The organism is Mesorhizobium sp. M0276 (assembly GCF_040321755.1).
In the GTDB taxonomy this organism is placed as follows: Bacteria; Pseudomonadota; Alphaproteobacteria; order Rhizobiales; family Rhizobiaceae; genus Mesorhizobium.
Window position 1 is genome coordinate 18,506 of record NZ_JAMYSC010000018.1, and the last position, 24,423, is coordinate 42,928.

A 24,423-nucleotide genomic window follows, 5' to 3' on the forward strand; every position below is an offset into this window, starting at 1 on the left:
TTCAAGCAGGTGTTGTGTCACGCTCCCGTGAGTCGAGCAAGGGCGTCGTCCATGGCGCTCGCCGGCAGCTCGATCAGCCGCGGCGCCTCGGTGAACAGCAAGGCCGCCTGGACCGCGCGACCGGGATAAAGCGGCTGCAGCAGGGCACGATAGAGCGCCAGCTGCAGGACATAGGCCGGCGGGACCTCGGCCAGAGAGGCGGGTGCCGGCCGGTTGGTCTTGTAGTCGACGATCGAGACCGCGTCCGGCGTCACCGCCAGCCGGTCGATCTTGCCGGAAATCGAGCGCTTTTTGCCCTTGACCTCCAGGCTGCCCATGATCGCGACCTCGGCACGCGACGACGGCGCAAACAGCTGACTGAAGCGGGGATCCGCAAGGATCGAAGTGACCGAAGCCAAGGCTTTCTCCCGCTCTGACGGAGGCCAGCCGGCGCCGGTTCGTGCGAGGTAGCGTTCCGCTGCTCCCGCGCGTTCGGGCTCGGCAATACCGGGCAGCATCTGCAGCAGCTTGTGCAGGGCAAGCCCACGCAGCACGGCAAAACCTGGCTCCGCATCGGCATCGATAACCGGCGACGCCTTGTCGATCACGGCTTCCTTGCCTTCGTCGATCAGCGCCGCGGCGCCGGATGGCGACAGGGGACGCGGCAAGTCCTCGAACGGCGGCAAGGGCCGGAACAGGCCCGACGGCAAAGGCTCGAAAGCGTCGGCCTGCCGTGCCTGCTCGCTGGATACCAGTGCGACCGGCGGCAGCTTCGTGACATGGAAACGATGCGCCGGCTCGCCGCCGGCGGGATGCGGATGCTGCTGGCTCTCCGGAGCGCCGACCAGTGCGCGGCTGACGATCGAGTGCCAGGTGCCGGCGTTCGGCGCCCGCTTGCCGTGATAGCCGCAGACGATCAGCCGGTCCTCGGCACGGGTCATGCCGACATAGAGCAGCCGGCGGTATTCGTCGTCGGCAAGTTCTCGTGCCCGCGCTGCCGCTGCTTTGGAAAAGCCGTTGGCGACGTGGCTGGCCGAGCGCCAGAGATAGCCCTTGCCATCCCAGGTGGCGCCGGAGCCATCAAAGGGCATCAGGCGCGGCAGATGCTGGTCGCTGAACGGGGCGGAGCCGCCATCGACCAGGAACACCACCGGCGCTTCCAGGCCCTTGGCTGCGTGTACGGTCATGACCCGGACCTCGTCGCGGGTCTGGTCCATCTCGCGCTTGATCTCGGGACCGGCGTTTTCCAGTGTCGACAGGAAGGCTTCCAACCCAGGCAGGCCGGTCCGCTCCTCGGCAAGGCAGAAACTCAGGAACTCGTCGAGAATGTCGCCGGCTTCAGGCCCGAGCCGCGCGATCATTTTTTTGCGCACGCCATCGCGCGCCAGCAGCCCGGCATAGAACTCGAAGACCGGCTTGAACGCGGCCTCATTTGTCCAGATGTCCAGTTGCGCGACGATCTTTGTCAGTCGCTCGCTTTCGCCGGCAAGCTGGCGCAGCGATGCGATCAACGACAACCCAGCCGACCTCTGCGCAGCGAGCGTGAACAATTCCTCCTCGGGCAAATCGAAGATCGGACTGCGCAGCACGGCGGCGAGCGACAGGTCGTCTTGCGGCTGGATCAGGAAATGGCCGAGCGCGATCAGGTCCTTGACCGCTATATGACCGGGCAAGCTCAGCCGGTCGGCGCCGGCGACCGGAATGTCGCGGCGTTTCAAGGCGCGAGTCAGCGCATGGACGAAGCGGTCGCGCTTGCGCACCAGCACCAGCACGTCGCCAGGCCGCAGCCGCTTGCCGCGGCCTTCGATGATCTCACTGGTGCCGATCCAGCCCGCAATGGTGGCGGCGACGTTCTCGGCCACGCGAACCGCCGGTGCATGCGCATGGTCGATGGCTTGCGTCCAATCGTCGGGCTCGTCGACGACGTCGGCGCCGACCGACGGCCACACCTCGACATATCCCGGCGCATCGGTGCGGATCGCCTTGTGGCTCAGCGGATCGGGATCGTGGCTGATGCCGCGCCGCACCAGGGGATCGGCGAAGACGCGGTCAACGGCGGCCAGAACATCGTCGGTCGAGCGGAATGACCAGGTCAGCTTCAGATCGGCGAAGGACGCCTCGGCGTCGCGCACCCTGCCGGCAAACAACAGCCGGCTGTCGGCGAAGGAATCCGGCGCCGCACCCTGGAACGAATAAATCGACTGCTTCTCGTCACCGACTGCGAAGACGGTGCGTTGGACCTTGTCGCGGGCGCCGAAGCCGGCAAAGAACTCTTCCGCCAGCCGCTTCACAACCTCCCATTGATCCGGGCTGGTATCCTGCGCCTCGTCGAGCAGGATGTGGTCGATTCCCTGGTCGAGCTTGTATTGCACCCAGGGGCCGGCATCGGGCCGCGCCAGAAGATTGACGGTGCGGGTGATCAGGTCGTTGAAATCGAGAAAGCCGCGGCTGCGCTTCAGCACTTCATAGCGGGCGATCAGCCAGTCGGCGATGGTCAGCGCGGCAACCGTGCCTTCCAGCATCCGGAACAGAGCCAGCCGGTCGACGGTTTCGATGATGGCTTTTGTCGCCGAGAGATAGCGCTCCGCCAGATCCGGCAGCCGATCGACCAGAGCTTTCTTGAAGGCCTTCGCCGGGTCGTAGGCATCGCCATCGGTCTTGAGGAAGGCTCTTGCGAGCAATTGCAGACGGCGAATGGGGTCGCCCTCGGCGAAAGCCTGGCGCGCATAGGGCAGGATGTTGTTCAGCACCGATCTGGCGTCGGTGGCTTCAGCAGCCTGGGCAAAGCCGGCAAAATAGTCAGGCAGGAAGCCCGGCAGCGGCCAGACCGATGCCGCTATGCCCTCGGCGGTCTGGCCGGAGCGGAAATGGAATTCGTCGAACAGCACCTGGAAGCGCGTGCCGTCGCGCCCGACCGCGTCGATGAAAGTGCGCAAGCCGTCGCGCTTGCGCACGATCTCGCCCAGCAAGGCATCGAGCCCGGCTTCGCCGCCCCGGTCGAGGACGGTGGCAAAGGCCTCAGCCAGACCCTTATCGCCGGCGGCGGTGCCGGAGATCATGTCGCGGCGCGCGGCGGCAAACAGCGATGCCTCCATCTGGCCGTCGAGCATCTCGAAATGGGCCGGGATGTTGGCTTCCAGCGGGAACTGGTGGAGCACGGATTCGCAGAAGGCATGGATGGTCTGGATCTTCAGCCCACCGGGCGTTTCCAGGGCCTCGGCGAACAGGCGCCGCGCCCGGCGCATGGTTTCGATATCGGGCCGGCGATCCTCCAGCGCCTCGACCTTTGCCGCCAGATCCGTGTCACCGAGCGTCGTCCATTCCGACAGTGTCGAGAACACCCGATTGGACATGTTGGCGGCAGCGGGGCGCGTGTAGGTCAGGCACAGTATCTTCGACGGATCGGTGCCGCGCAGCAGCAGCCGGATGACGCGCTGGGCCAACACATGGGTCTTGCCGGAGCCGGCGTTCGCCGACACCCAGGCGGAATTCTGAGGGTCGGCGGCGCGGGCCTGGCTGGTCGCGGTGTCGCTCGGGATGGGATAGGCCTTTTTCATGCCTCCCCTCCCTCGTCACCGGCGTCGCCGCCGGCCGACCATTCCAGCACGCGGGCAAGATGGTCGTAATCGCCATCGGTCTCGCCCTCGCGAAACGGCAGCGCGCGCGACAGGTAACCGGTCGCCGGGTCGGCATAGTGGATCAACAGCTTTTCCAGCCGCGCCCAGGCCTCTTCGGCAAGATCGGCTGCGGTGCGCGGTTGGCGGTTGTGTTCGAGGATCGATTCCTCGAACACCTCGCCATTCGGCTTCAACCTGATGAAGGCCAGTTGCGACGGTTCACGCGCGCCCAAATCCTTGAAGGCGCCGCGCCTGAGCAGAGCGCCCTCCAGCGCCAGTTGCGGCGCCAGCAGCGTGTGCGCCTGCGCCTTGGACGGCGAGGAGCCGGTCTTGTAGTCCAATATGTCGGCCATGCCGCCAGCCAGCAGGTCGACACGGTCGGCATAGCCGGACAGCGTCACGCCGGACTGGCCAACGACGGTCTTTCCGGCGCGCTCCTCGGCATGCCGCCGGATCACCGCGCCGGCGCGCGTGCGCTCCCACTCGATGATGTTGGCGGCAAGCTTTTCGAAACGCGGCCACCACACCGCTTCGACATCGACTGGAAGGGCTGCATCGGCAAAACAGGCACGGCCGGCTGATATGAGGCCAGCGAGCGCGTCGGGCGCGCGTGGGTCGGCGACGCGCGCCGCGAACAGGTGCAGGATGGCATGGAACAGCGTGCCGCGCTCGGCCGCACCGGGGTCGCGGATGACCGGATCGAGCGGCATCAGGCCGAGGATTCGCCTTGCGTAGACGGCATAGGGATCACGGCGCAGTGTCTCGATCTCGGTGACCGAGAAATGGCCAGGGCGCACTGACAAGGGCGGCCTCGGCTGCGGCCGCGGCGCGAAATCCTGTCTTGGACCGGAGTCGAGCGCGCGCGCCCAGGTGAGCAGTTCATCACCACGGCGGCGCAGCGCTGCCGCTTGGTCGTTGCCGATGAAGGTGAGCAGGCGCTGCAACCAGCGCGACGGCACCGCCGGTGCATCGCCGGCACGCGCCGAGCGGGCCAGCAGCACCTTCTTCGCGCCCATGGCCATCTGGAAATCATGCGCGGCAAGGCCGATGCGCCGTTCCGGCGGTTCGAGATCGATGCCGGTCTTCATCAGCCGCGACATGAAGCGGTCGCTCTCGGGCTTGCGCGGCCATACGCCCTCGTTCAGCCCCCCGATGACCAGCGTGTCGACAGTCTGCAAGCGTGCTTCCAGCGCACCCCAGATGGAGATGTTCCTGTCGGTGCCTTGCGCCGGTTTTACCGTTTCAGGCGCGACCAGCGCCGCCATCACGTCGGGCCATTCGTTCGCCGCGAACGACAAGGGCGCGGAAGCCGCGATCAGCCCGCGCAGCAGGTCGGCAAGCTTTTCGCCGGCGTCACCGGCATAGAGTTCGCCAAGGCCGCCATCGGCGGTGCGGCCGAGATTTTCGAGTGCGACGACGCTGGCTGTGACCAGCGCGGCAAGGTCGGCGTCACCTTGGCCCCGGAAAGCCGCAAGTGGCGCCAGTGCTTGCGTGAGACGGTCCAGCAAATTCCGTGCGCTTTCGATGGCGCGCACGGTCAACCGGGAAAACCAGAAGGGCGGCCGGCTGCCGCTGCCCAGGCCGGTGAGGCGAGCCTCGAACAATTCCGGAAGCGAAACGATGTCGGGGCGGCCGGTGCCGCCGCGCAGCGCCACCAGTTCGACCAGCTCCGCCGCATGGCGCACATCAGCCCGTTCGAGGCCAAGGCCAAGCAGCGGATGCTTGAGCAGCGACAGCAGGCCGACGGGATCGCCTGGCCGGAACACCGCCTCGAGTGCCAGCCTGAGCAGGCTGGCCGCCGGGGTGTTGGCGAGCGGCGTGCCACCGGAATCGTCGGCAACAACTCCGAAGCGCTGGAGCTCGACCGAAACGCGTCGCGCCAGCGCGCGGTCGCCGGTGACGAGAGCGGCCTTTTGGCCTGGGTTTTCGACCGCGCGCTTGAGCGCAACGGCGATGGCCACGGCTTCATCGCGCTCGCTGGCTGCTTCGAGCAAGGTCACGCCGGCGAATGCCCCGGCGACGTCAGACGCCGAAAAGTCATTGCGCGTCTCGGCCCACAATTCGGTGGTCTCGGCCGGCCGCAGGGCTTCGCCGACAAGGGCGGCGCGAAGCGCAAGCCGTGGCTCGGCCGCGTCGATCTCCTCGACATCGCCGCGCAGCACGCCGATCTTGCCGATCAGCCTGGCCAGACCATATTGCGGATGGCCAAGCACCGCCGGGCGGGCGCCGGGCGCGGCGATTGCCTGGAAGGACGCTTCGTCCAGCGACCGGTCGAGGCCTGGCAGCACGATGGCGCCGCCGGGCAAGCGGGCGATCGCCGCAAGCAGTTCGGCGGTGGCCGGAATGGAGCCGGTCGAGCCCGCGGCGATGACCGGTCCAGCGGGCGGATTGCGCTGCAGCCGCGCCGCCTCGGCGCGGATCAGCGCGCTGCGATGCGCGGCCGGATTGGAGCGATCGCTTTCTGCAAGGAATTTCGGCCAGGCGTCGGTGACGATGCCGAGGAATTCGAGCGTCACCTGCCACCATCCGGCAAGATTGCCGGTCACCAGATCGGTGAGCTTGGCCCAATCCGTTCCTTCCGTCTCGATCTCGTCCATCAGCCGGGCGAGATCGCGCGCCAGCCAGATCGCGTCGGCGGTGGAGGCCGGGATGACGATCTCCTCGGCGAAGAGCGCGGCGACATGGGCCGGCAGCCGGCGTTTCCAGGCGCGCACCAGTGGCGTCAGCAGCAACAGGCGCTCAGTCGCGGCGATCGGCGGCGCGAGATCGATGGCCGCCGCTGCCTCGGTCTCGAATACGGCCTCGTCCTCGTCGAATTCGCCGAGCGGGCGGATGACTGGCAGGATCGCCGAACCGCCGCCGCCGCGCGCCGCCAGACTGTCGACGAAGACACCCCGCAAGGCGCGCGCGGCGCGGCGCGTCGGCACATAGATGGTGACATCGGCCAAAGCGAGCGGATCGCCGTCAAAGCGAAAGCCAGGAACAAGGCGTCCGGCAAGCAGCGCTTCGGCAAGCGTCGGTAGAAACGGCGCTCCGGGCGGGATCGAGAAAACGCGGCTTGAGCCGCTCATTGCGACTCGATTAACGCGCCGGCGACCGCCGCTTCGGCGAGCGCAATGGCATCGGGTGTACCGACGGTGATCCACTGGCCGTGCATCGGCATGCCGAACAGTCGCCCGGCGGCGATGCTCGAATCGAAATAGGCGTTGAGCGAGTGCGGCCCGGCCGCTGCTTGCCCGAACAGGCGCGGATGGACGATCGCCGCCCCAGCATAGATCAGGCCCGCCGGATCGCCTTTCGAGCGCCGCAAGGCACCATCCGGTGCCACCAGGAAATCGGTGCTGCCGCAGTGTCCGGTCGCCTGATTAAGATCCGCCAGCATCAGCAGAATATCCATTTTCGCCGCGTCCCATGCAAGGGCGAGGCGCTCGAGATTGAGGGGACCGTCGTCGATCCAGAAGGTGTCGGCGTTGAGGATGTAGAAGGGCTGCTCACCCAATTCTGGCAACGCCTTGACGATGCCGCCGGCGGAATCGAGAAGTCTTTCGCTCTCATCGGAAATGACGACGCGTGGCGCAGTGCGCGCCGCGACATGGGCGACGATCTGTTCGGGAAAATAATGGACGTTGACCACGGCCTTGCCGACACCGGCGGCGGCCAGGCTGTCGAGGCTCCAGTCGAGCAGCGTCTTGCCGGCGATCCTGACCAGCGGCTTGGGAATGGTGTCGGTGATCGGCCGCATGCGTTTGCCGAGCCCGGCGGCAAGTACGATGGCAGTGTCCGGTTTTGCTGTCACAGCGCTCGCTCCTCCAGCAAACCGTGGCTGTCGTAGAACTCGCGCAGGCTTGCCAGCGCCGGATGAGACAGAGCCCGGCGCAGATAATCGCGAATGCGCGGGAGATGCTTCAGATAATAGGGTTTGCCGTCGCGCTTTTCGAGCCGGACGAAGATGCCGAGGATCTTGGAGTTCCGCTGCGCCGCCATGATGGCGTAGGATTCCAGGAAACTTGCTTCGTCGAAAGCGCCCGCTGCGTGGCGCGCCGCGATATAGGCATCGAGCGTCTCCCTCTCGATCTCGGTTGACATCGAGACGCGCGCGTCCATGGCGAGCGAGGCGACGTCATAGGCGGACGGGCCGATCAGCGCATCCTGGAAATCGACGATGCCAAGCCGGTCATGCCCGAAACGATCGCCGCGCCAGATGATGTTGGGCGAATGGAAGTCGCGCAGCATCAGCGTGACTTCGCGGCCGTGCAGACGGTCGAGAAGCGCATTCCACTCCCTGTGGTAGCCGGAGCGCAAGCTGTCGCTTGCCGGGCTGCCCGATAGCGCCGGCACGTACCAGTCGACCAGCAGATCGGCTTCGATCATCATGGCGTCGCGGTCGAAAGGCGGCACATCATGGAAGCCGCCGTGCCCTGTTTCCAGGCGCTGCGGCCAGGTCCTGCCATGCATCATGGCCAGCAGTTTGGCCGCCGCCGCATAGCGCTCGGCCACTGGCTGGCCATCGCTGCCGAGAAATGCTTCAGAACCAAGATGTTCGAGCAGCAGGAATCCCTGCTCCTGGTCCTCGGCATGGATTTCCGGAACGCTGACGCCGGCGGCCTTCAAGGCGCGGTCGATGGCGACGAAGGCGGAGACCGACTGGGCGGTATGAGCGATCTCGGCATAGGCTCTGCCGTCGCGCACGGGTGGGCCGAGCACCAGCCGAGGCGAGTTCATCAGCACTCGCGGCTTCCGGTCCGGCAGCGAAACGATCTCGTAGGAGCGGGCCGAAGCATCGCCAACGAAATGGCGGCGCTGCGCTTGCCCCCAGCCGGCGTTCACGAGAAAGTCGCGCATGGCCAGCGATCGTGCCGCCCGATCGAAGGGAGCGCCCTGCCCCGACAATCTCGCCAACCGGCCGTCGCCATGCTGGACGAGCTCGATCAGGACCGTGGTTTTCGGCAGATAATCTTCGGCCCGTTCCGGCCATTCGACCAAAGCGGCGCCTTGGGTCAGGGCTTCGTCGAAGCCGAGCTCATCGATCTCGGCCGCCGAGGACAGGCGGTAGAGATCGAAATGATGGACCGGGATGCGCGTGTCGTAGCTCTGCACCAGCGTGAAGGTCGGGCTCGGAACATCGAGACTGGCATCGTCGGCCAAGGTCCTGATCAAGGCCCGCGCCAACGTCGACTTGCCGGCGCCGAGATCGCCCTTGAGGGCAAGCACATCACCCGGGCGCAGCGACAGGGCAAGATCTTCGCCCAGCCGTGCTGTCTGTGTCTCGTCGGCGAGCAAACGCTCCAGCACCAATCCCGTCATCGAGCGTGCTACTCGGCCGCGGCGCGGATGCCCGGCATGTCGGGAAAAGTGCAGATGACGGTCGTGCCCTTGTCCTTGCCGGTTTCGATGCGAACGCTGCCGCCATGCAGCTCGACAAAGCTCTTGACGATCGACAGGCCGAGACCGGCACCGCGCCGGCGGCCGCCATTGGCGCGCGGCTCGAAGCGGCGAAACACAGAATCGAGCAGGTCCGGCGGCATGCCGGGGCCGTCGTCATGAACCGAGAATTCCACCCCGTCCGCCAGATTGCGGCAAGTGAGCCGGATGGTGCTGGCTTCCGGGGCGTAGTTGGCGGCGTTGCTAAGCAGATTGTAGAGGATCTGGCGGACGCGGATTTCGTCGCCGTGGAACGTCTTCGGCGCAGCCCTGGCGTCGACCTCAAGCCTGATCGAATGCTCTTCCAGCCGGTCGGCGACCAGTTCGGCCGCGGCCGCAATGGTGCGATCGACGTGCACCTCGGAAATGTCGAGCTGCATGATGCCGGCGTCCACCGTCGCCAAATCGAGGATGTCGTTGACGATGGTGAGCAGCACCGAGGACGACGAGCTGACATGCTCGACATATTCGCTCTGTTTCTGCGTCAGCGGACCGGTCGTGGGCTGCGACAGCAGTTCGGTGAAGCCGATGATGTTGGTCAGCGGCGAGCGCAGTTCATAGGAGACGTGCTGGACGAATTCGTTCTTGAGTTGGTCGGATTTTTGCAGCGCCTCGTTCTTGTCCTTCAGCGCCCTTTCGACATGGACGCTGTCGGTAACATCGACGAAGGTCATCATCACCTGCCCGTTGGGCAACGGGATCATGGCGTAGCTCAGCACATTGCCGTTGTTGAGTTCGGTCTGGCCGTGGCGGTCGCGGCGCTCGTCGTCGAAGCCGGTGATGGCGGCGACGAAGCCTGGCCAGGGGCTGTCCGCCGCCTGCCGGTTGCAAAGGTCGCGGATCGTGGAGACGTGGACATTTGGCTTGGCCGCTTCGCCGCTCAAACCCCAGAGTGTGGCAAAGGCGGGATTCGACAGCCGAAGCCTGCCGTCGGGGCCGAACACCGCCACGCCTTCGGCAAGATTGTCGAGCGTCTCGCCCTGGACCCGCACCGCTGTCTGGTAGCGGCTTTCGAGGTCCATCTTCTCGGTCAGGTTCTCGAACACCCAGGTCACGCCACCCTTGGGCTGCGGGTTGGCAACGACGCGGATGGTCTTGCCGTCCGGCAGATGCCACCAATGCTCCTGCGATTCCACGGCACGATAGGCGCCGAGCAGACCTTCCTTCCAGCGGCGCCATTCCGGTTGCTCGGCGATCTTGCCCTCGCTGCGCAGCCGGTCGAGCAGCAGCGCATTGTCGGGAGCGCTGTGCAGGAAACCACTGTCGAGGCCCCACAGCTTCTGAAAGGCCTGATTGAAGAACCGCAGCTTCTCGTCGGTGTCGAAAATGGCGACCGCCGTATTGAGCTGATCGAGCGTGTCGGCGTGGCTCCTGACGGTCCGCTCGTATTCGCCGCGAACCGTCTCGATGGCGCTGGTGTCGCAAGCGAGGCCGGCCGAGCCATCGCTGCCGGCGAAATCGGTGACCGCAAACACACGACGATCACCTTCGATCACGGTGGAAAGCGACTGTTCGAAGACCGGATGTGTCTTGTGCTGGGCGGCAATCGCGTCGCGTGCCTGGCCGCCGAGGAACTCTTTTGCCTCCCGAACCGCGGTTTCGGCATTTTCGGATTCGACCGCATCGGCATAGGCCCGGTTGACCCACTTCAGCCGCCCATCCGCGCTGCGAAGCCAGGCCGGCATGTTCAGCGCGTCGAGCAGGCCGATCATCGTATCATGGTCGGCGGCCAGTCGCTGGTTCTCGATCTTCAGCCTGGCCTGGCTGCGCTGCGTCTCCGAAAGCGAGATAAAACGCACGAGCACATGCGCCGCGCTCTTGCGGCCATGCACTTCGAGCGGAGCGCCGGCCTGCGATTCGATGACGAGGTCGAAGGGTTTGGCTTTTTCGCGCAATCCCGCAACGGCATGTTCAAGTGCTGCCGCCGAACGCGGCATCAGCCAGCGGCCGAAAGCAAGAAAAGCGGCCCGGTCCTCCGGAGCGCCGCTTTCGACGGGCAATGTGCCGATGAGTTCCGGCTTCTTGTTTTCCGCGGCCCAGACGACCACGCGCTGGTCGCGCAGATTGAGCAGCGCCTCCGAGCGGCGGAGCGCCGCGTTGATATCGGCGAGGCGGCTCCTGAGCTCGACATTTTCCGCCGAGGTGCGGGCTCTTTCGCGGATGAGAACGATGGCCGAGAGAAGCGCAGCGCCCGTCACCCCGACAAACACGGCAAGCTGCATCACCTCGACGGCGCTCATCGACAATCCGGCGACGGCGGAACCAGCGGTCTCGGCATGCGCGACAGCACCTGCCAACGGGCCGGCAAGCGCGGAAGTGGCAAGGAATATCGACGCACGGACGCGCCAGGACAGGCCCCCGCTTTGCAAGGCGGAGCCAGTGATCCTCGAATCGTCATGGCCGCCGGAAACGGCCCGTCCCGCTCTGTGCGGGTGTTGCCCCGGCATGTCTTGGTCCTCTCCGCCGCCTGAATGCAAGACCGCCCTGATGCACACCTCTCTTGAACCCCTCTCGGGCTGGAAGCGTCGCGAATCAGCTGACAATAAACCCTCGCCGAATCGTCGTGAAGGCGATTGCGCGCAAAAATAAAGCCGGGCGAAAAGTCAATCGCCCGGCCTCAATATCTGGTAGCAATTTTAGATTTCGTTAATAGCGGTAGTGTTCCGGCTTGAACGGACCCTGCGGCGTGACGCCGATATAGGCCGCCTGCTCACCGGACAATTCGGTGAGGCGGGCGCCAAGCTTGTCGAGATGCAGGCGCGCGACCTTTTCATCGAGATGCTTGGGCAGGACATAGACCTGGTTCTCGTACTGGCCGGGCTTGGTGTACAGCTCGATCTGGGCCAGCACCTGGTTGGTGAAAGACGCCGACATGACGAAGCTCGGGTGGCCGGTGGCGTTACCGAGATTGAGCAGGCGGCCTTCGGACAGAAGGATCATCCGCTTGCCGTCCGGGAAGGTGATCATGTCCACCTGCGGCTTGACGTTGGTCCATTTCAGGTTGCGCAGCGCGGCCACCTGGATCTCATTGTCGAAGTGACCGATGTTGCCGACGATCACCATGTCCTTCATCGAGCGCATGTGGTCGAGGGTGACGACATCCTTGTTGCCGGTGGTGGTGATGACGATGTCGGCGGTGGGTGCCGCGTCTTCCAGCGTGACGACTTCAAAACCATCCATCGCCGCCTGCAGGGCGCAGATCGGATCGACCTCGGTGACCTTGACGCGGGCGCCGGCGCCCTTGAGCGAGGCCGACGAGCCCTTGCCGACGTCGCCGTAACCGCAGACGACGGCGACCTTGCCGGCCATCATCGTGTCGGTGCCGCGACGGATGCCGTCGACGAGCGATTCCTTGCAACCGTACTTGTTGTCGAATTTCGACTTGGTGACCGAGTCGTTGACGTTGATGGCGGGGAAGGGCAGCAGGCCCTTCTTCTGCAACTGGTAAAGCCGGTTGACGCCGGTCGTCGTCTCTTCGGTGACGCCGCGGATCGCCGCCTTCTGCTTGGTGAAGAAGCCGGGCGAGGCCTTCAGGCGCTTCTTGACCTGCGCGTAGAAGTATTCCTCTTCCTCGCTCTGCGGGTTGGACAGCACGTCCTCGCCGGCCTCGGCGCGGGCGCCGATCAGGATGTACATGGTGGCGTCGCCGCCATCATCGAGGATCATGTTGGAGAGGCCGCCGTCGGCCCACTGAAAAATCTTGTCGGTGTAGTCCCAGTACTGCTCGAGCGACTCGCCCTTGACGGCGAACACCGGGATACCGGCCTCGGCGATGGCCGCGGCCGCGTGATCCTGGGTCGAGAAGATGTTGCAGGAGGCCCAGCGGATATCGGCGCCGAGCGCCTTCAGCGTCTCGATCAGCACCGCCGTCTGGATGGTCATGTGCAGCGAGCCGGTGATGCGCGCGCCCTTGAGCGGCTGCTTGTCGCCGAATTCCTCGCGGCTGGCCATCAGGCCCGGCATTTCGGTCTCGGCGATCTCGATTTCCTTGCGGCCCCAGCCGGCAAGCGAGATGTCGGCGACCACATAGTCCTTGCTACCCGTCATGGCAGTGCTCCGAAGTTTTGTGCTGCGAATTGGTTGCGGATGCGCCCACGCCGGCAGGCGCGTTGAAGGGCGCGAATTGCCGGGTTGACTAGCAGATCGGCACCGGGACGACAATGGGATATAAAGAAATCTTTATTCGTGCATGTCTCTCGGACATGCGTTCGCGGTGTGGCGGATCAGCTTTCCTCGCCGAAGCGGGATGCCACCAGTTGCTCCAGAGCGTCGATCACCTGCCGCGCCTGCGGCCCGCTGGCGGTGACGCGGATCGAGTAGCCGGGGCTTGCCGCCAGCATCATCAGGCCCATGATCGAGGTGCCGCCGACCTGGACGCCGTCCTTCTCGACATGCACCGAGGCGTCGAAACCGCTGGCCAGCTGGACGAATTTCGCCGAGGCGCGGGCATGCAGGCCGCGCTGGTTGATGATGGGGAAGTCCCTCGTGATGGTATCCTTGGCGATCTGATCTTTTTCCGGGGACAGCGCGTTCATTTGCTGCTCAGAAGCTGACTGGCGACATTGATGTATTTGCGGCCGGCCGCCTGCGCCTCGTCGAGCGCGGCGGCCATATTGTCGCCCTTGCGGATCGAGGAGAGCTTGATCAGCATCGGCAGGTTCATGCCGGCGATCACTTCGGTGCGGCCGGACTCCATCACCGAGATGGCAAGGTTGGAGGGCGTGCCGCCGAACATGTCGGTCAGCACGATGACCCCCGCCCCTGTGTCGACACGGGCAACAGCGTCGACGATATCGCGGCGACGCTGCTCCATATCGTCATCGGCGCCGATCGCCACGGTTTCGAAATTGTCTTGTGGCCCGACGACATGTTCCACGGCATGTCGAAACTCGGCGGCCAGTTGACCGTGCGTTACAAGCACGAGTCCGATCATTCTTTGGTGGCTCCCGTCATCGCCGCTTCACAGGCGCATTTTATGCTCGCCAGCCATTCCAGGCGGCGGGAGCGCTATCTTGTCGACGCACGGCCCGTTGACAAGCCCAAAATTGCGCAGGTCCATGCCATTTTGACGCATTGCAGCAAAAAAGCCGGGGCGGATCATAGAAAAGGCGCGATCGACAGCCGCGCCATCACGGCGGGCAGTGCCGTGGCGGCGTTACGCTCGGCAAGGTCGATACGCGGCACCGGGCAGCCTGCGACAGGCTCGCTGATTTCCTCCTCCTGGAAACGGGCCATCTCTACCTTTGGCACCAGCCTCACATGCAGGTCGATCACTCCGCCCGGCTCGAACGGCAGCGGTCGCGGCAAGAACCCAGGCACTTCGGCGAGACCGGCGATGGTCGCCGGCACGCGACAGACCAGCCGCCCGGCGCGGGCCGCGGCAAGCAGCCTGTCGTCGCCGATCAGCCGCGAGAACAGTCCGCGCGCGCGGCAATGGTCCAGGAGTGTCAGCGCCAACGTCGTCTTACCGGCGCCGGACGGCCCGGTGATAAGGACGCCGCGCTCGCCGATCAGGATCGCGGTTCCGTGAATGTTTTCAGGCTGCGCAACTGGATCAGGCACGATCTTGCACGATCATGTTTTTGGATTAAGCATGATGATCTTGTCCGAAAACCGTTTTCCACTTTGCTGGATCATGCCTGTTGAATGAAGCATGATCTCTGGACGAACGGAACCGTTCGTCCGAGAAAACCGGTTTCCACTTTTCGGGATCATGCTTCGGCCGGCAGCGTCACGACGAAGCGCGCGCCCTTGATCTCGCCGGGTTTGGTGCCGGGGATGTTCTCGGCGGTCAAGGTGCCGCCATGGGCCTCGACGATCTGCCTGGATATCGACAAGCCAAGGCCGGAATTCTGGCCGAACGCCTCGCCGGCCGGCCGGTCGGTGTAGAAGCGTTCGAAGATGCGGTCGATGTTGTCGGCCCGGATGCCGGGACCATTGTCGTCGACGGTGATGATGTTGAACTTGCCGGCGCGCGCCAGCGACAGGCCGATGTGGCCATGGTCCTCGGGAACGAAGGAGCGGGCGTTCTCGATCAGGTTGGTGATGACCTGGCCGATGCGCAGATCATGGCCGACGACGAAATAGCCTTTGACGCCCTGCGGCAGTTTGGCGACCTTGAACTCAATCTCGACCGCCTTCTTGTTGCGCGTGGCTTCACGCGAAACGACGACGAGATCGGTGATGAATTTCTTCAAGTCGACGGTCCCGGCATCTTCGCGTGCGAGCTCCGCGTCAAGACGGGAGGCATCGGAAATATCGGTGATGAGGCGGTCCAGCCGCCTGACATCGTGCTGGATGACGTCCATCAGCCGACCGCGCGAATCGTCGTTCTTGGCCAGCGGCAAGGTTTCCACCGCGCTGCGCAGCGACGTCAGCGGGTTCTTCAATTCATGCGACACGTCGGCCGCAAAGCTTTCGATCGCCTCGATGCGGGCATAGAGTGCCTTGGTCATGTCGCGTATCGCGATCGACAGATTGCCGATCTCGTCCTGGCGGTCGGAAAAGTCGGGGATTTCCTCACGGCTCTTGACGCCGCGCCGCACCCGCACCGCCGCCGCCGACAGCCGGCGCAGCGGATTGGCTATGGTGGAGGCGAGCAGCATCGACAGGATGGCGGTGACCAAGGCCGCGATGCCGAAGACGCGCAGGATCGCCTTGCGCTCTGCGGCGACGATCTTGTCGATATCGCCGCCTTCGGTCGACAGCATCAGAACGCCGAGAACGGCGCGGAAGCGCTGGATTGGCACCGCCACGGAAACGATCTGCTCACCCTGTTCCGATATGCGCACGATGGTAGACGGGCTGCCGGTGAGGGCCTTGACCACTTCCGGGAAGGCGGCGCCATTGCCGCCCGGCTGCTCGTGATAGACCGGCAGCTCGGTGTTGCGGAAGAAGTCGAAGACGAATTTCTGGATGCGCTCGAGCAGATCGGGCTGTTCCTCTTCGACCGGCGGCAGGTCGTAGCGCAGGATTTGGCCGCGCGAATAGAGATGGCGTGAATCGAGCAGCAGGTTGGCGTCGCGATCATAGATGCGGGCGCGGGTCCGGGTCGGCGAGATCAGCCTTCTCAGCACCGGCGCGACACGTTCCGGGTTGATCGGGAAGTCGAGATTGTCGAGCTGGTCGGAGCCCGGTCCAAGGCTTTCGCCGGCCTGCAGCTCAAGCAGCTTTTCCGGGTCGATGCTGATCGAATCCGTCTCGACCGTCGCCGACGCCGCGATCGCGCCGGCGATGATCTCGCCCTGCGTCATCAGGCTTTCGACGCGGGCGTCGATCAGCCCGTCGCGGAAGGTGTTGAGATAGAGAATGCCGGTCACCAGGACGGCAAGGCCGGCAAGGTTGAGGAAAAGGATACGCCGCGTCAGGCTGGAAAAGATATGATGGCCGAGGAAGCGGCGCATCGGGACCGTGATCTTCGACACGAAGGACGGCATGATCCGCGACGGCCGCCTCGAGGCGCCCGCCGGTCTGCTTCGCTGTGCCTCGACTGCCATCGAATAGCAGCTCCCGCCTAGTCTCTAGTTAGATGCATGTCGTCATCCCAAACCGGGACCACTTTTGGGCGACATGAAATACCTTGCTCTGGTGCATGTCGTCACCCCAAAAACCGGGACCACTTTTGGGCGACATGCATCACCTTGCTCTGGTGCATGTCGTCTTCCCAAAACCGGAACCACTTTTGGGCGACATGCATCTTACGCCTCGCGGAACCGGTATCCGACTCCGTAAAGGGTTTCGATCATCTCGAAGTCGTCGTCGACGGCCTTGAACTTCTTGCGCAGCCGCTTGATGTGGCTGTCGATGGTGCGGTCGTCGACATAGACCTGTTCATCATAGGCCGAATCCATCAGCGCATCACGGCTTTTTACGACACCGGGACGCTGCGCCAGCGAATGCAGGATCAGGAACTCGGTGACGGTGAGCGTCACCGGCTCGCCCTTCCAGGTGCAGGTGTGGCGCTCCTGGTCCATCACGAGCTGACCGCGTTCGAGCGAGCGGGCCTGCTGGCTGGGTGTCTTGGCGGCGGCCTCGCGGGCACTGGCACGGCGCAGCACGGCGCGCACCCGCTCGACCAGCAGACGCTGCGAGAACGGTTTGCGGATGAAATCGTCGGCGCCCATCTTGAGGCCGAACAATTCATCGATTTCGTCGTCCTTGGAAGTCAGGAAGATCACCGGGAGGTCGGACTTCTGGCGCATCCGGCGCAGCAGTTCCATGCCGTCCATTCGCGGCATCTTGATGTCGAGGATGGCAAGGTTAGGCGGGCGTGCCGCCAATCCCTCCAGCGCTGACGCACCATCCGTGTAGGTCTCGACGCGATACCCCTCGGATTCGAGCGCGATCGACACCGATGTCAGAATGTTGCGGTCGTCGTCGACAAGCGCGATTGTTGCCATTTCAAGCGGCTCCCTCATGAGCTGTCCCTTCTTTCGTAGAGAAGGGGCTTTTGCAGGACAAATTAGGTACAAAATGTGGCATAGGCCTTGCCCGCTGTCACGCGCGGCATGCCGGCGGCCACAATCCTACCTCGATATGGATTGGACGAACGTACATCGCCAATCCTTTGGGCAACCGCCGAACTTTTTGCACATATAAACGATTTAAACAACTTTCAAAATATTTAAATCGATTAATGATTTGATATCATTCGCCTTTTCTGTTTCTGAGCATTTCAGTCCGCGGTGCGGGCTTGTCGGAAACACGCCGGCAAAGATGCGGCAAATCCAAGAAGGGACACCCATGTCGGAAGTCGGCAAACGCAATCCTGCCTGCGCGATCGATCATATCGGCCTGAAAACCACCGGCGTGGTGCGCTATAATTTCGGTGCGGCAGCCCTTTATGAGGAATCGATCCGACGCGGCGAAGCCAGGCTGACCGCGCACGGCGCGCTGCTCGCCGAGACCGGCCAGCACACCGGCCGCTCGCCGAAGGACAAATTCGTCGTCCGCGACGGCGCCACCGAGCCGCATATCTGGTGGGACAACAACAAGGCGATCTCGCCGGCCCAGTTCGACGCGTTGCTTGCCGATTTCCAGGCGCATGCCGCCGACAAGGATATTTACGTCCAGGATCTGGTTGGCGGTGCCGATGAGGAGCTGAAGCTGCCGACCAGGGTCGTCACCGAGTTTGCCTGGCACTCGCTGTTCATCCGCAATCTGCTCATCCGTCCGAATGCCGCCGAACTCGAGCATTTCGTACCGGACATGACCATCATCGACCTGCCGTCCTTCCGTGCCGATCCAGCCCGCCACGGCAGCCGTACCGAAACGGTGATCGCCGTCGACCTCACGCGCAAGATCGTGCTGATCGGCGGCACCTCCTATGCCGGCGAGATGAAGAAGTCGGTGTTCACCATGCTCAACTATCTGCTGCCGGCGAAAGGCGTGATGCCGATGCATTGCTCTGCCAATGAGGGCGCGGCCGGCGATGCAGCCATCTTCTTCGGCCTGTCGGGCACCGGCAAGACGACGCTTTCGGCCGATCCCTCGCGCACGCTGATCGGCGACGACGAGCATGGCTGGGGGCCGCATGGCATCTTCAATTTCGAAGGCGGCTGCTACGCCAAGACGATCAAGCTGTCGGCGGAAGCCGAGCCGGAAATATTTGCCACCACGCGGCGCTTCGGCACCGTGCTGGAAAATGTCGTGCTCGATGTCGATGGCGTGCCGGATTTCAACGATGGGAGGCTCACCGAAAACACGCGCTGCGCCTATCCGCTGGACTTCATCCCCAATGCCAGCAAGACGGGACGCGCCAACCATCCCAACAACATCATCATGCTGACCGCCGACGCCTTCGGCGTGATGCCGCCGATCGCGCGGCTGAGCCCGGCGCAGGCGATGTATCATTTCCTCTCCGGTTACACCGCCAAGGTGGCCGGAACCGAAAAGGGCGTGACTGAGCCCGAAGCGACGTTTTCCACCTGTTTCGGCGCGCCGTTCATGCCGCGCCATCCATCGGAATACGGCAACCTGCTGCGCGAGCTGATCGCCCGCCATGGCGCCGATTGCTGGCTGGTCAACACCGGCTGGACCGGCGGCGCCTACGGTACCGGCAAGCGCATGCCGATCAAGGCGACGCGGGCCTTGCTTGCCGCCGCACTCGACGGCTCGCTGAAGACGGCCGAGTTCCGCACCGATCCTCATTTCGGTTTCGAGGTGCCGGTGGCGGTTCGCGGCGTCGACAGCGCCATTCTCGACCCGCGCTCGACCTGGGCTGACAAGGCCGGCTATGACCTGCAGGCGGCAAGACTGGTCGGCATGTTCGCCGTCAACTTCGAGAAATTCGAACGCCATGTCGACGCCGTGGTGCTGGGCGCCGCGCCACGCATGCAGGAAGCGGCGGAGTAATCACGCCATCGGGCTTAGCCGTCGTTGAAAGGCCCGGTCTCGATCGGGCCTTTTCTTTTTTGATCCGCCGCGCCATGACTGCGGCATGGCGAGCGACGACAACATCATCATTGCCGACGAAGCGGTGATCTACCCGGGCGACCTGCACGAGGACTTCATCCGTTCGTCCGGCCCGGGCGGCCAGAACGTCAACAAGGTGGCGACGGCGGTGCAGCTGCGCTTCGACGCGGCCAACGCAACGGGCCTGTCGGAGCGCGTGCGCGAGCGCACGATCAAGCTTGCCGGCCAGCGTGCCACCAAGGACGGCGTCATCGTCATCGAAGCAGGCCGCTTCCGCACCCAGGAACAGAACCGGGCGGACGCACGGGCACGGCTCACGGCGCTGGTCGCCAAGGCCGCCGAACCGCCGCCGCCGCCGCGCAAGAAGACGCGGCCGTCGAAGGGTGCGGTGGAGCGGCGGCTGAAGAGCAAGGCCGGACGCGGCACGATCAAGAAACTGCGCGGCCGGGTGGAGAACGATTAAGCACTACACACCCAATGGCGAGCGCACAAAACAACTTCCAATTTCGAACCGCAAATGACATGAGCGGCGACTTTCGGGTCGCCGTTTTCATTTGGCGATGGCATGCTTGACTTTTGACAAACGGATCTAGCGACCAAGCCTATGCTCGTCCTGCCCAAAGGCGTCCGCCACATGCCGGCTTACCTGTCACGCAGCGTGCAGGAAGCGCTGGTCGATGAGGTGAGAAGCATCGTGCAGCAGGGGCCGCTGTTCGTGCCGGCCATGCCGCGCACCGGCAAGGAGATGAGCGTGCGCATGACCAATTGCGGCCCGCTCGGCTGGGTTACCGACAAGGAGCAAGGCTACCGCTACCAGCCGACGCACCCAGTGACCGGAGCGCCATGGCCGCCAATCCCGAACAGCCTGATCGAGCTGTGGCGGCAGGTCTCGGGCTATCCGCATCCGCCGGAAGCGTGCCTGGTCAATTTCTACACGCCGGAGGCAAAGATGGGCCTCCACCAGGACCGCGACGAGGCCGATTTTTCGGCGCCGGTGGTTTCCGTCTCGCTCGGCGACGATTGCCTGTTCAGGGTTGGCCAAGTGACGCGCGAGGGGGCGACGCGCGAGGGCGGCACAAAGTCGTTTCGACTGAAAAGCGGCGATGTCGTGGTGCTCGGCGGCGAAGGCCGCCTGTGCTTCCACGGCGTCGACCGGATCTATCCCTCGACTTCGGCGCTGCTGAAAAATGGCGGCCGCATCAATCTGACGCTGCGACGGGTGACGAAGCCGGCCGTCACAGCTTCCTGAGCGCCACTTCCTCGACCCGGTGGTCGGCGCCCTTGCGCAGGATGAGGTCGGCGCGGGCCCGCGTCGGCAGGATGTTCTCGCGCAGGTTCTTCAGGTTGATGTTGGTCCACAGACCTTCGGCGATGGCGCGCGCCGAACCCTCCGAGAGCTGCGAATAGCGGTGAAAGAAGGACTCCGGGTTGCGGAAAGCGGTCTCACGCAGCCGCATGAAGCGGGAGATGTACCAATTGTGGATCAGCTTCTCGTCGGCATCGATATAGATGGCGAAGTCGAAGAAATCCGACAGGAAGGGCACGATCTTGCCGTCCTGCGGCAGCTTGCCGGGCTGCAGGACATTGATGCCTTCGAAGATCAGGATGTCGGGCCGATCGATGGTGACGAACTCGCCGGGAATGACATCATAAGTCAGATGCGAATAGACCGGCGCGCGGACATCGGGCAGCGCCGACTTGATCCCCGAGAGGAAGCGCAGCAGCGCGCCGACATCGTAGCTGTCCGGAAATCCCTTGCGCTCCATCAGGTTCTCGCGGCGCAGGACCTCGTTGGGAAGCAGGAAGCCGTCGGTGGTGATAAGGTCGACCTTGGGGCTCGACGGCCAACGCGCCAACAGCTCCTTCAACACGCGCGCCGTGGTCGATTTGCCGACCGCGACGGAACCGGCAATGCCGATGATAAAAGGCGTCTTGACTATGTCCACCGCGTTGAAAAAGGCTTGGCGTTGCCTGAACAGCAGCTGGCTCGCCTCGACATGCGCGGACAAAAGCCGCGACAGCGACAGATAGATGCGCTTGACCTCTTCGAGGTCGATCGGGTCGTTGAGCGAACGCAGGCGGCGGAATTCGTCCGCGCTCAGCGTCAATGGCGTGTCGGCGCGGAATTGCGACCATTGCTCGGCGGAGAAGAAGCGAAAGGGGGAATATTTCTCGGTTGGCGCGAGCTGATCCATCGAGATACCTGCCTTCCTCGCGGTCAGCCCTTGGGCCGTGACGCCTTCTCGGCGATGCCCGAATGCCCGGTGCGGCGTTCGAGTTCCCTAAGCACGTCGCTCAGCGGAACCCCGGAGAGGCCGAGAACGACGAGCCAATGATATACAAGATCGGCGCTTTCCGAAACGAGGGCCTGTTTATCGCCCTTGACGGCGGCAATGACGGTCTCGACCGCTTCTTCGCCAAGCTTCTGCGCCGCCTTGTCGATGCCGCGCGCAAACAGGTTTGCAGTCCAGGAGTCCGGATCACCGGAATGGGCGCGTTCCCCGACGATTTTTTCCAGGTCGGATAGCGAAAACTCGGTCATGACCGTTCATCTATCTGCTTGTTTCAGCATGATCTTTTTGCCGAAAACCGGTTCCCACTTTTCGGGATCATGCTTTAGGACCGATTGCCAAGCGAGTCCAGCCGCATCGGCAGCCCAGCGGCGGCCATATGCGCCTTGGCCTGCGCTATCGTATAGGTGCCGAAATGGAAGATGGAGGCCGCCAGTACCGCGCCGGCATGGCCATCGCGAATGCCTTCGACCATGTGATCGAGCGTGCCGACACCGCCGGAAGCGATGACCGGCGCCCGCACCGCGTCGGCAATGGCGCGGGTCAGCGCGATGTCGTAGCCGGTCTTGGTGCCGTCGCGGTCCATCGAGGTCAGCAGGATCTCGCCGGCGCCGCGATCGACCATTTTTCGCGCGAACTCGACCGCATCGATGCCGGTCTTTTCTCGCCCGCCATGGGTGAAGATCTCCCAGCGGTCGGCCTCGCCGGCGCCGGACACTTTCTTGGCATCGATGGCGACGACGATGCACTGGTTGCCGAACTTGTCGGCCGCCTCGGCGAGGAAATCCGGGTTCTTCACCGCCGCCGTGTTGATCGACACCTTGTCGGCGCCGGCCAGCAGCAGCTTCCTGATATCGGCGACCTGGCGCACGCCGCCGCCGACGGTCAGCGGCATGAAGCATTGTTCGGCGGTGCGTGCGATGACGTCGAAGATAGTCTCGCGATTGTCCGACGAAGCGGTGATGTCGAGGAAGCAGAGCTCGTCGGCGCCGGCGGCGTCATAGGCTTTGGCCGCCTCGACCGGATCGCCGGCGTCGATCAGATCGACGAAGTTGACGCCCTTGACGACACGGCCGTTCTTGACGTCGAGGCAGGGGATGACACGGGCTTTCAGCATCAGCGGCCCTCTATCGTGGCGATGAGATCGTTGAGCAACTGACCGACCAGCGGTGGGACATCGCCCTGCGCGTCGAAGGCCGGATCATAGGCGGAAACAGTGATGCCGACGACCGGCACCGCAAGCGCCACGGCACAAGCCGCGTCGCGCAACTGCTCCGGGCTCGGCCCGCCGGAACTGACGTAGCGGTTGGCCTGCAGCTGCTGGGGGTCATGCACGTCGAGGTCGAGATGCATGTGCACGCGTCTGGCGCCGGCGACCTTCAGTCTTTCGGTCGCCTGGGCCACTCCCGGACATTCCGTCTGGACGATCGGCAATGTCTCGAGGAGTCGCTCTTCCGCGAGATCGAGATCGCGTGCGTTGATGAGCACGCAGCGTGACGGATCGATCGGCTTGAAGCCGGGAATGGCCGCCGCCATCGGGCGCCAGCACAGGCCCAGAACAGTGGCCAGCGCCATGCCGTCGAGAAAGCCATATATGGATGTCTCGGGCGTGTTGAGGTCACCATGCTGGTCGGCCCAGATGATCGCATCGGCGTCCTCGCCGGCGACCGCGCCAGCGCTGGTCAGGCAGTTTCCGGCAAGAACGATGGGAAACCGACCGGCGTCACGGGCAAGGCGAACCTCGGCGGCAACCGCGTTGCAGACGGCAAAGCCGGTGGCGATCTCGCGCTCCTGAATGTCTCCGACCTTGCCGATGTCTTCCACGGCAACATCGTGGCCAGCTATGGTCAGCGCGTCCACGAGACCGCCCGATATCAGCGAATCCGGACCTTGGCCCATGCCGCCATGGTAGTGGCCGCTGTCATAAGAGGCCAGAATGATGGAGATTTTCACGACCGCGTCTCCGCCGCAGGCCGGCCTTTCAGGATCGCCAGCGCCTCGGTCGGGTCGATGCGGCCATCATAGAGCGCGCGGCCGGAGATCGCGCCCTCGAGCTTTTGCGCGTCGGGCATGGTCATGCGCACGATGTCCGCGATCGAGGCGAGGCCGCCGGAAGCGATGACCGGGATCGACACGGCGTCGGCAAGGTCGATGGTGGCATCCCAGTTGATGCCGGTCAGAACGCCGTCGCGGTCGATGTCGGTGTAGATGATGGCGGCGACGCCGGCGCCCTCGAACTTCTTCGCCAGTTCGATGACGCCGAGGCTCGACGCCTCCGCCCAGCCTTCGACGGCAACCTTGCCGCCCTTGGCATCGATGCCGACGGCCACCTTGCCGGGGAAAGCCATGCAGGCCTGCTTGACCAGGCCGGGGTCACGCACCGCCACCGTGCCGAGGATGACGCGGGCCAGCCCGCGATCGAGCCAGTCCTCGATCTGCGCCAGCGTGCGGATGCCGCCGCCGAGCTGGACCGGATTCTTCGTCGCCTTGAGGATGGCGCCGACCGCCGCGCTGTTGACGCTCTGGCCCTGGAAGGCGCCATTGAGGTCGACGACGTGCAGCCATTCGAAGCCCTGTTTTTCGAAGGCCTTGGCCTGGGCCGCCGGATCGTCATTGTAGATGGTCGCGGTGGCCATGTCACCGTGCTTGAGGCGCACGCATTGGCCGTCCTTGAGGTCGATGGCTGGGAAAAGGATCATCCG

At 64.3% G+C, this 24,423-nt stretch carries 19 protein-coding genes; 3 read left to right on the top strand and 16 right to left on the bottom strand.

Going from position 1 to position 24,423, the window contains the following annotated elements:
- Window positions 1-17: 17 nt before the first annotated feature.
- The 11 genes from addA to NKJ01_RS16120 all read right to left on the bottom strand — a co-directional run bounded on the left by addA (window position 18) and on the right by NKJ01_RS16120 (window position 17,416).
- Complete coding sequence (addA, locus tag NKJ01_RS16070) at window positions 18-3,536, bottom strand: double-strand break repair helicase AddA (protein ID WP_352729295.1); 3,519 nt, start codon at window positions 3,534-3,536, stop codon at window positions 18-20.
- On the bottom strand, window positions 3,533-6,667 hold the full coding sequence (addB, locus tag NKJ01_RS16075; RefSeq protein WP_352729297.1) for a double-strand break repair protein AddB: 3,135 nt from the start codon (window positions 6,665-6,667) through the stop codon (window positions 3,533-3,535). The genes addA and addB overlap by 4 nt, the downstream gene beginning before the upstream one ends.
- Window positions 6,664-7,392, bottom strand: a complete 729-nt coding sequence (locus NKJ01_RS16080; RefSeq protein ID WP_352729299.1) for a nucleotidyltransferase family protein — start codon at window positions 7,390-7,392, stop codon at window positions 6,664-6,666. The genes addB and NKJ01_RS16080 overlap by 4 nt, the downstream gene beginning before the upstream one ends.
- Window positions 7,389-8,900, bottom strand: a complete 1,512-nt coding sequence (gene tsaE, locus NKJ01_RS16085; RefSeq protein WP_352729301.1) for a tRNA (adenosine(37)-N6)-threonylcarbamoyltransferase complex ATPase subunit type 1 TsaE — start codon at window positions 8,898-8,900, stop codon at window positions 7,389-7,391. The genes NKJ01_RS16080 and tsaE overlap by 4 nt, the downstream gene beginning before the upstream one ends.
- An 8-nt stretch (window positions 8,901-8,908) precedes the next feature.
- Window positions 8,909-11,464 (bottom strand): ATP-binding protein, encoded by a 2,556-nt coding sequence (locus tag NKJ01_RS16090; RefSeq protein ID WP_352729303.1) that lies wholly within the window; start codon window positions 11,462-11,464, stop codon window positions 8,909-8,911.
- A gap of 199 nt (window positions 11,465-11,663) precedes the next feature.
- Window positions 11,664-13,064 (bottom strand): adenosylhomocysteinase, encoded by a 1,401-nt coding sequence (ahcY, locus tag NKJ01_RS16095; protein ID WP_352729304.1) that lies wholly within the window; start codon window positions 13,062-13,064, stop codon window positions 11,664-11,666.
- Window positions 13,065-13,240: 176 nt separating this feature from the next.
- Complete coding sequence (locus tag NKJ01_RS16100; RefSeq protein ID WP_352729305.1) at window positions 13,241-13,552, bottom strand: HPr family phosphocarrier protein; 312 nt, start codon at window positions 13,550-13,552, stop codon at window positions 13,241-13,243.
- A complete protein-coding gene (locus NKJ01_RS16105) occupies window positions 13,549-13,950 on the bottom strand; it encodes a PTS sugar transporter subunit IIA (protein WP_023761135.1) in 402 nt (133 codons plus the stop codon). Before NKJ01_RS16105 ends, NKJ01_RS16100 begins: the two co-directional genes overlap by 4 nt.
- 164 nt (window positions 13,951-14,114) lie before the next feature.
- On the bottom strand, window positions 14,115-14,579 hold the full coding sequence (locus NKJ01_RS16110; protein ID WP_352729306.1) for an HPr kinase/phosphorylase: 465 nt from the start codon (window positions 14,577-14,579) through the stop codon (window positions 14,115-14,117).
- Between the two features lie 149 nt (window positions 14,580-14,728).
- On the bottom strand, window positions 14,729-16,513 hold the full coding sequence (locus NKJ01_RS16115) for a sensor histidine kinase (RefSeq protein WP_352729308.1): 1,785 nt from the start codon (window positions 16,511-16,513) through the stop codon (window positions 14,729-14,731).
- A gap of 201 nt (window positions 16,514-16,714) precedes the next feature.
- On the bottom strand, window positions 16,715-17,416 hold the full coding sequence (locus tag NKJ01_RS16120; RefSeq protein WP_013528337.1) for a response regulator transcription factor: 702 nt from the start codon (window positions 17,414-17,416) through the stop codon (window positions 16,715-16,717).
- 343 nt (window positions 17,417-17,759) lie between these two features.
- On the opposite strand from NKJ01_RS16120, the gene NKJ01_RS16125 reads away from it, so the two are divergent.
- From NKJ01_RS16125 to NKJ01_RS16135, 3 genes are all read left to right on the top strand, one after another.
- Window positions 17,760-19,370, top strand: coding sequence for a phosphoenolpyruvate carboxykinase (locus NKJ01_RS16125; protein WP_352729310.1), 1,611 nt, complete (start codon window positions 17,760-17,762; stop codon window positions 19,368-19,370).
- A gap of 85 nt (window positions 19,371-19,455) precedes the next feature.
- Window positions 19,456-19,893, top strand: coding sequence for an alternative ribosome rescue aminoacyl-tRNA hydrolase ArfB (gene arfB, locus NKJ01_RS16130; protein WP_352729312.1), 438 nt, complete (start codon window positions 19,456-19,458; stop codon window positions 19,891-19,893).
- A 141-nt stretch (window positions 19,894-20,034) separates the two neighbouring features.
- On the top strand, window positions 20,035-20,679 hold the full coding sequence (locus tag NKJ01_RS16135; protein ID WP_352729313.1) for an alpha-ketoglutarate-dependent dioxygenase AlkB family protein: 645 nt from the start codon (window positions 20,035-20,037) through the stop codon (window positions 20,677-20,679).
- On the opposite strand, the gene coaA is transcribed toward NKJ01_RS16135, so the two are convergent.
- The 5 genes from coaA to hisA all read right to left on the bottom strand — a co-directional run bounded on the left by coaA (window position 20,666) and on the right by hisA (window position 24,420).
- Entirely contained in the window at window positions 20,666-21,625 is a 960-nt protein-coding gene (gene coaA, locus NKJ01_RS16140; RefSeq protein WP_023761128.1) for a type I pantothenate kinase, read from the bottom strand. The genes NKJ01_RS16135 and coaA overlap by 14 nt on opposite strands.
- Before the next feature lie 23 nt (window positions 21,626-21,648).
- Complete coding sequence (locus NKJ01_RS16145) at window positions 21,649-21,972, bottom strand: phosphoribosyl-ATP diphosphatase (protein WP_023761127.1); 324 nt, start codon at window positions 21,970-21,972, stop codon at window positions 21,649-21,651.
- Between the two features lie 74 nt (window positions 21,973-22,046).
- Window positions 22,047-22,841, bottom strand: a complete 795-nt coding sequence (hisF, locus tag NKJ01_RS16150) for an imidazole glycerol phosphate synthase subunit HisF (RefSeq protein ID WP_352729419.1) — start codon at window positions 22,839-22,841, stop codon at window positions 22,047-22,049.
- Window positions 22,838-23,674 carry an arginase family protein gene (locus NKJ01_RS16155; RefSeq protein ID WP_352729316.1) on the bottom strand — a complete coding sequence of 279 codons (837 nt, stop codon included), beginning with the start codon at window positions 23,672-23,674 and terminating at the stop codon, window positions 22,838-22,840. The genes hisF and NKJ01_RS16155 overlap by 4 nt, the downstream gene beginning before the upstream one ends.
- Entirely contained in the window at window positions 23,671-24,420 is a 750-nt protein-coding gene (hisA, locus tag NKJ01_RS16160) for a 1-(5-phosphoribosyl)-5-[(5-phosphoribosylamino)methylideneamino]imidazole-4-carboxamide isomerase (RefSeq protein WP_352729318.1), read from the bottom strand. The genes NKJ01_RS16155 and hisA overlap by 4 nt, the downstream gene beginning before the upstream one ends.
- Window positions 24,421-24,423 lie beyond the last annotated feature (3 nt).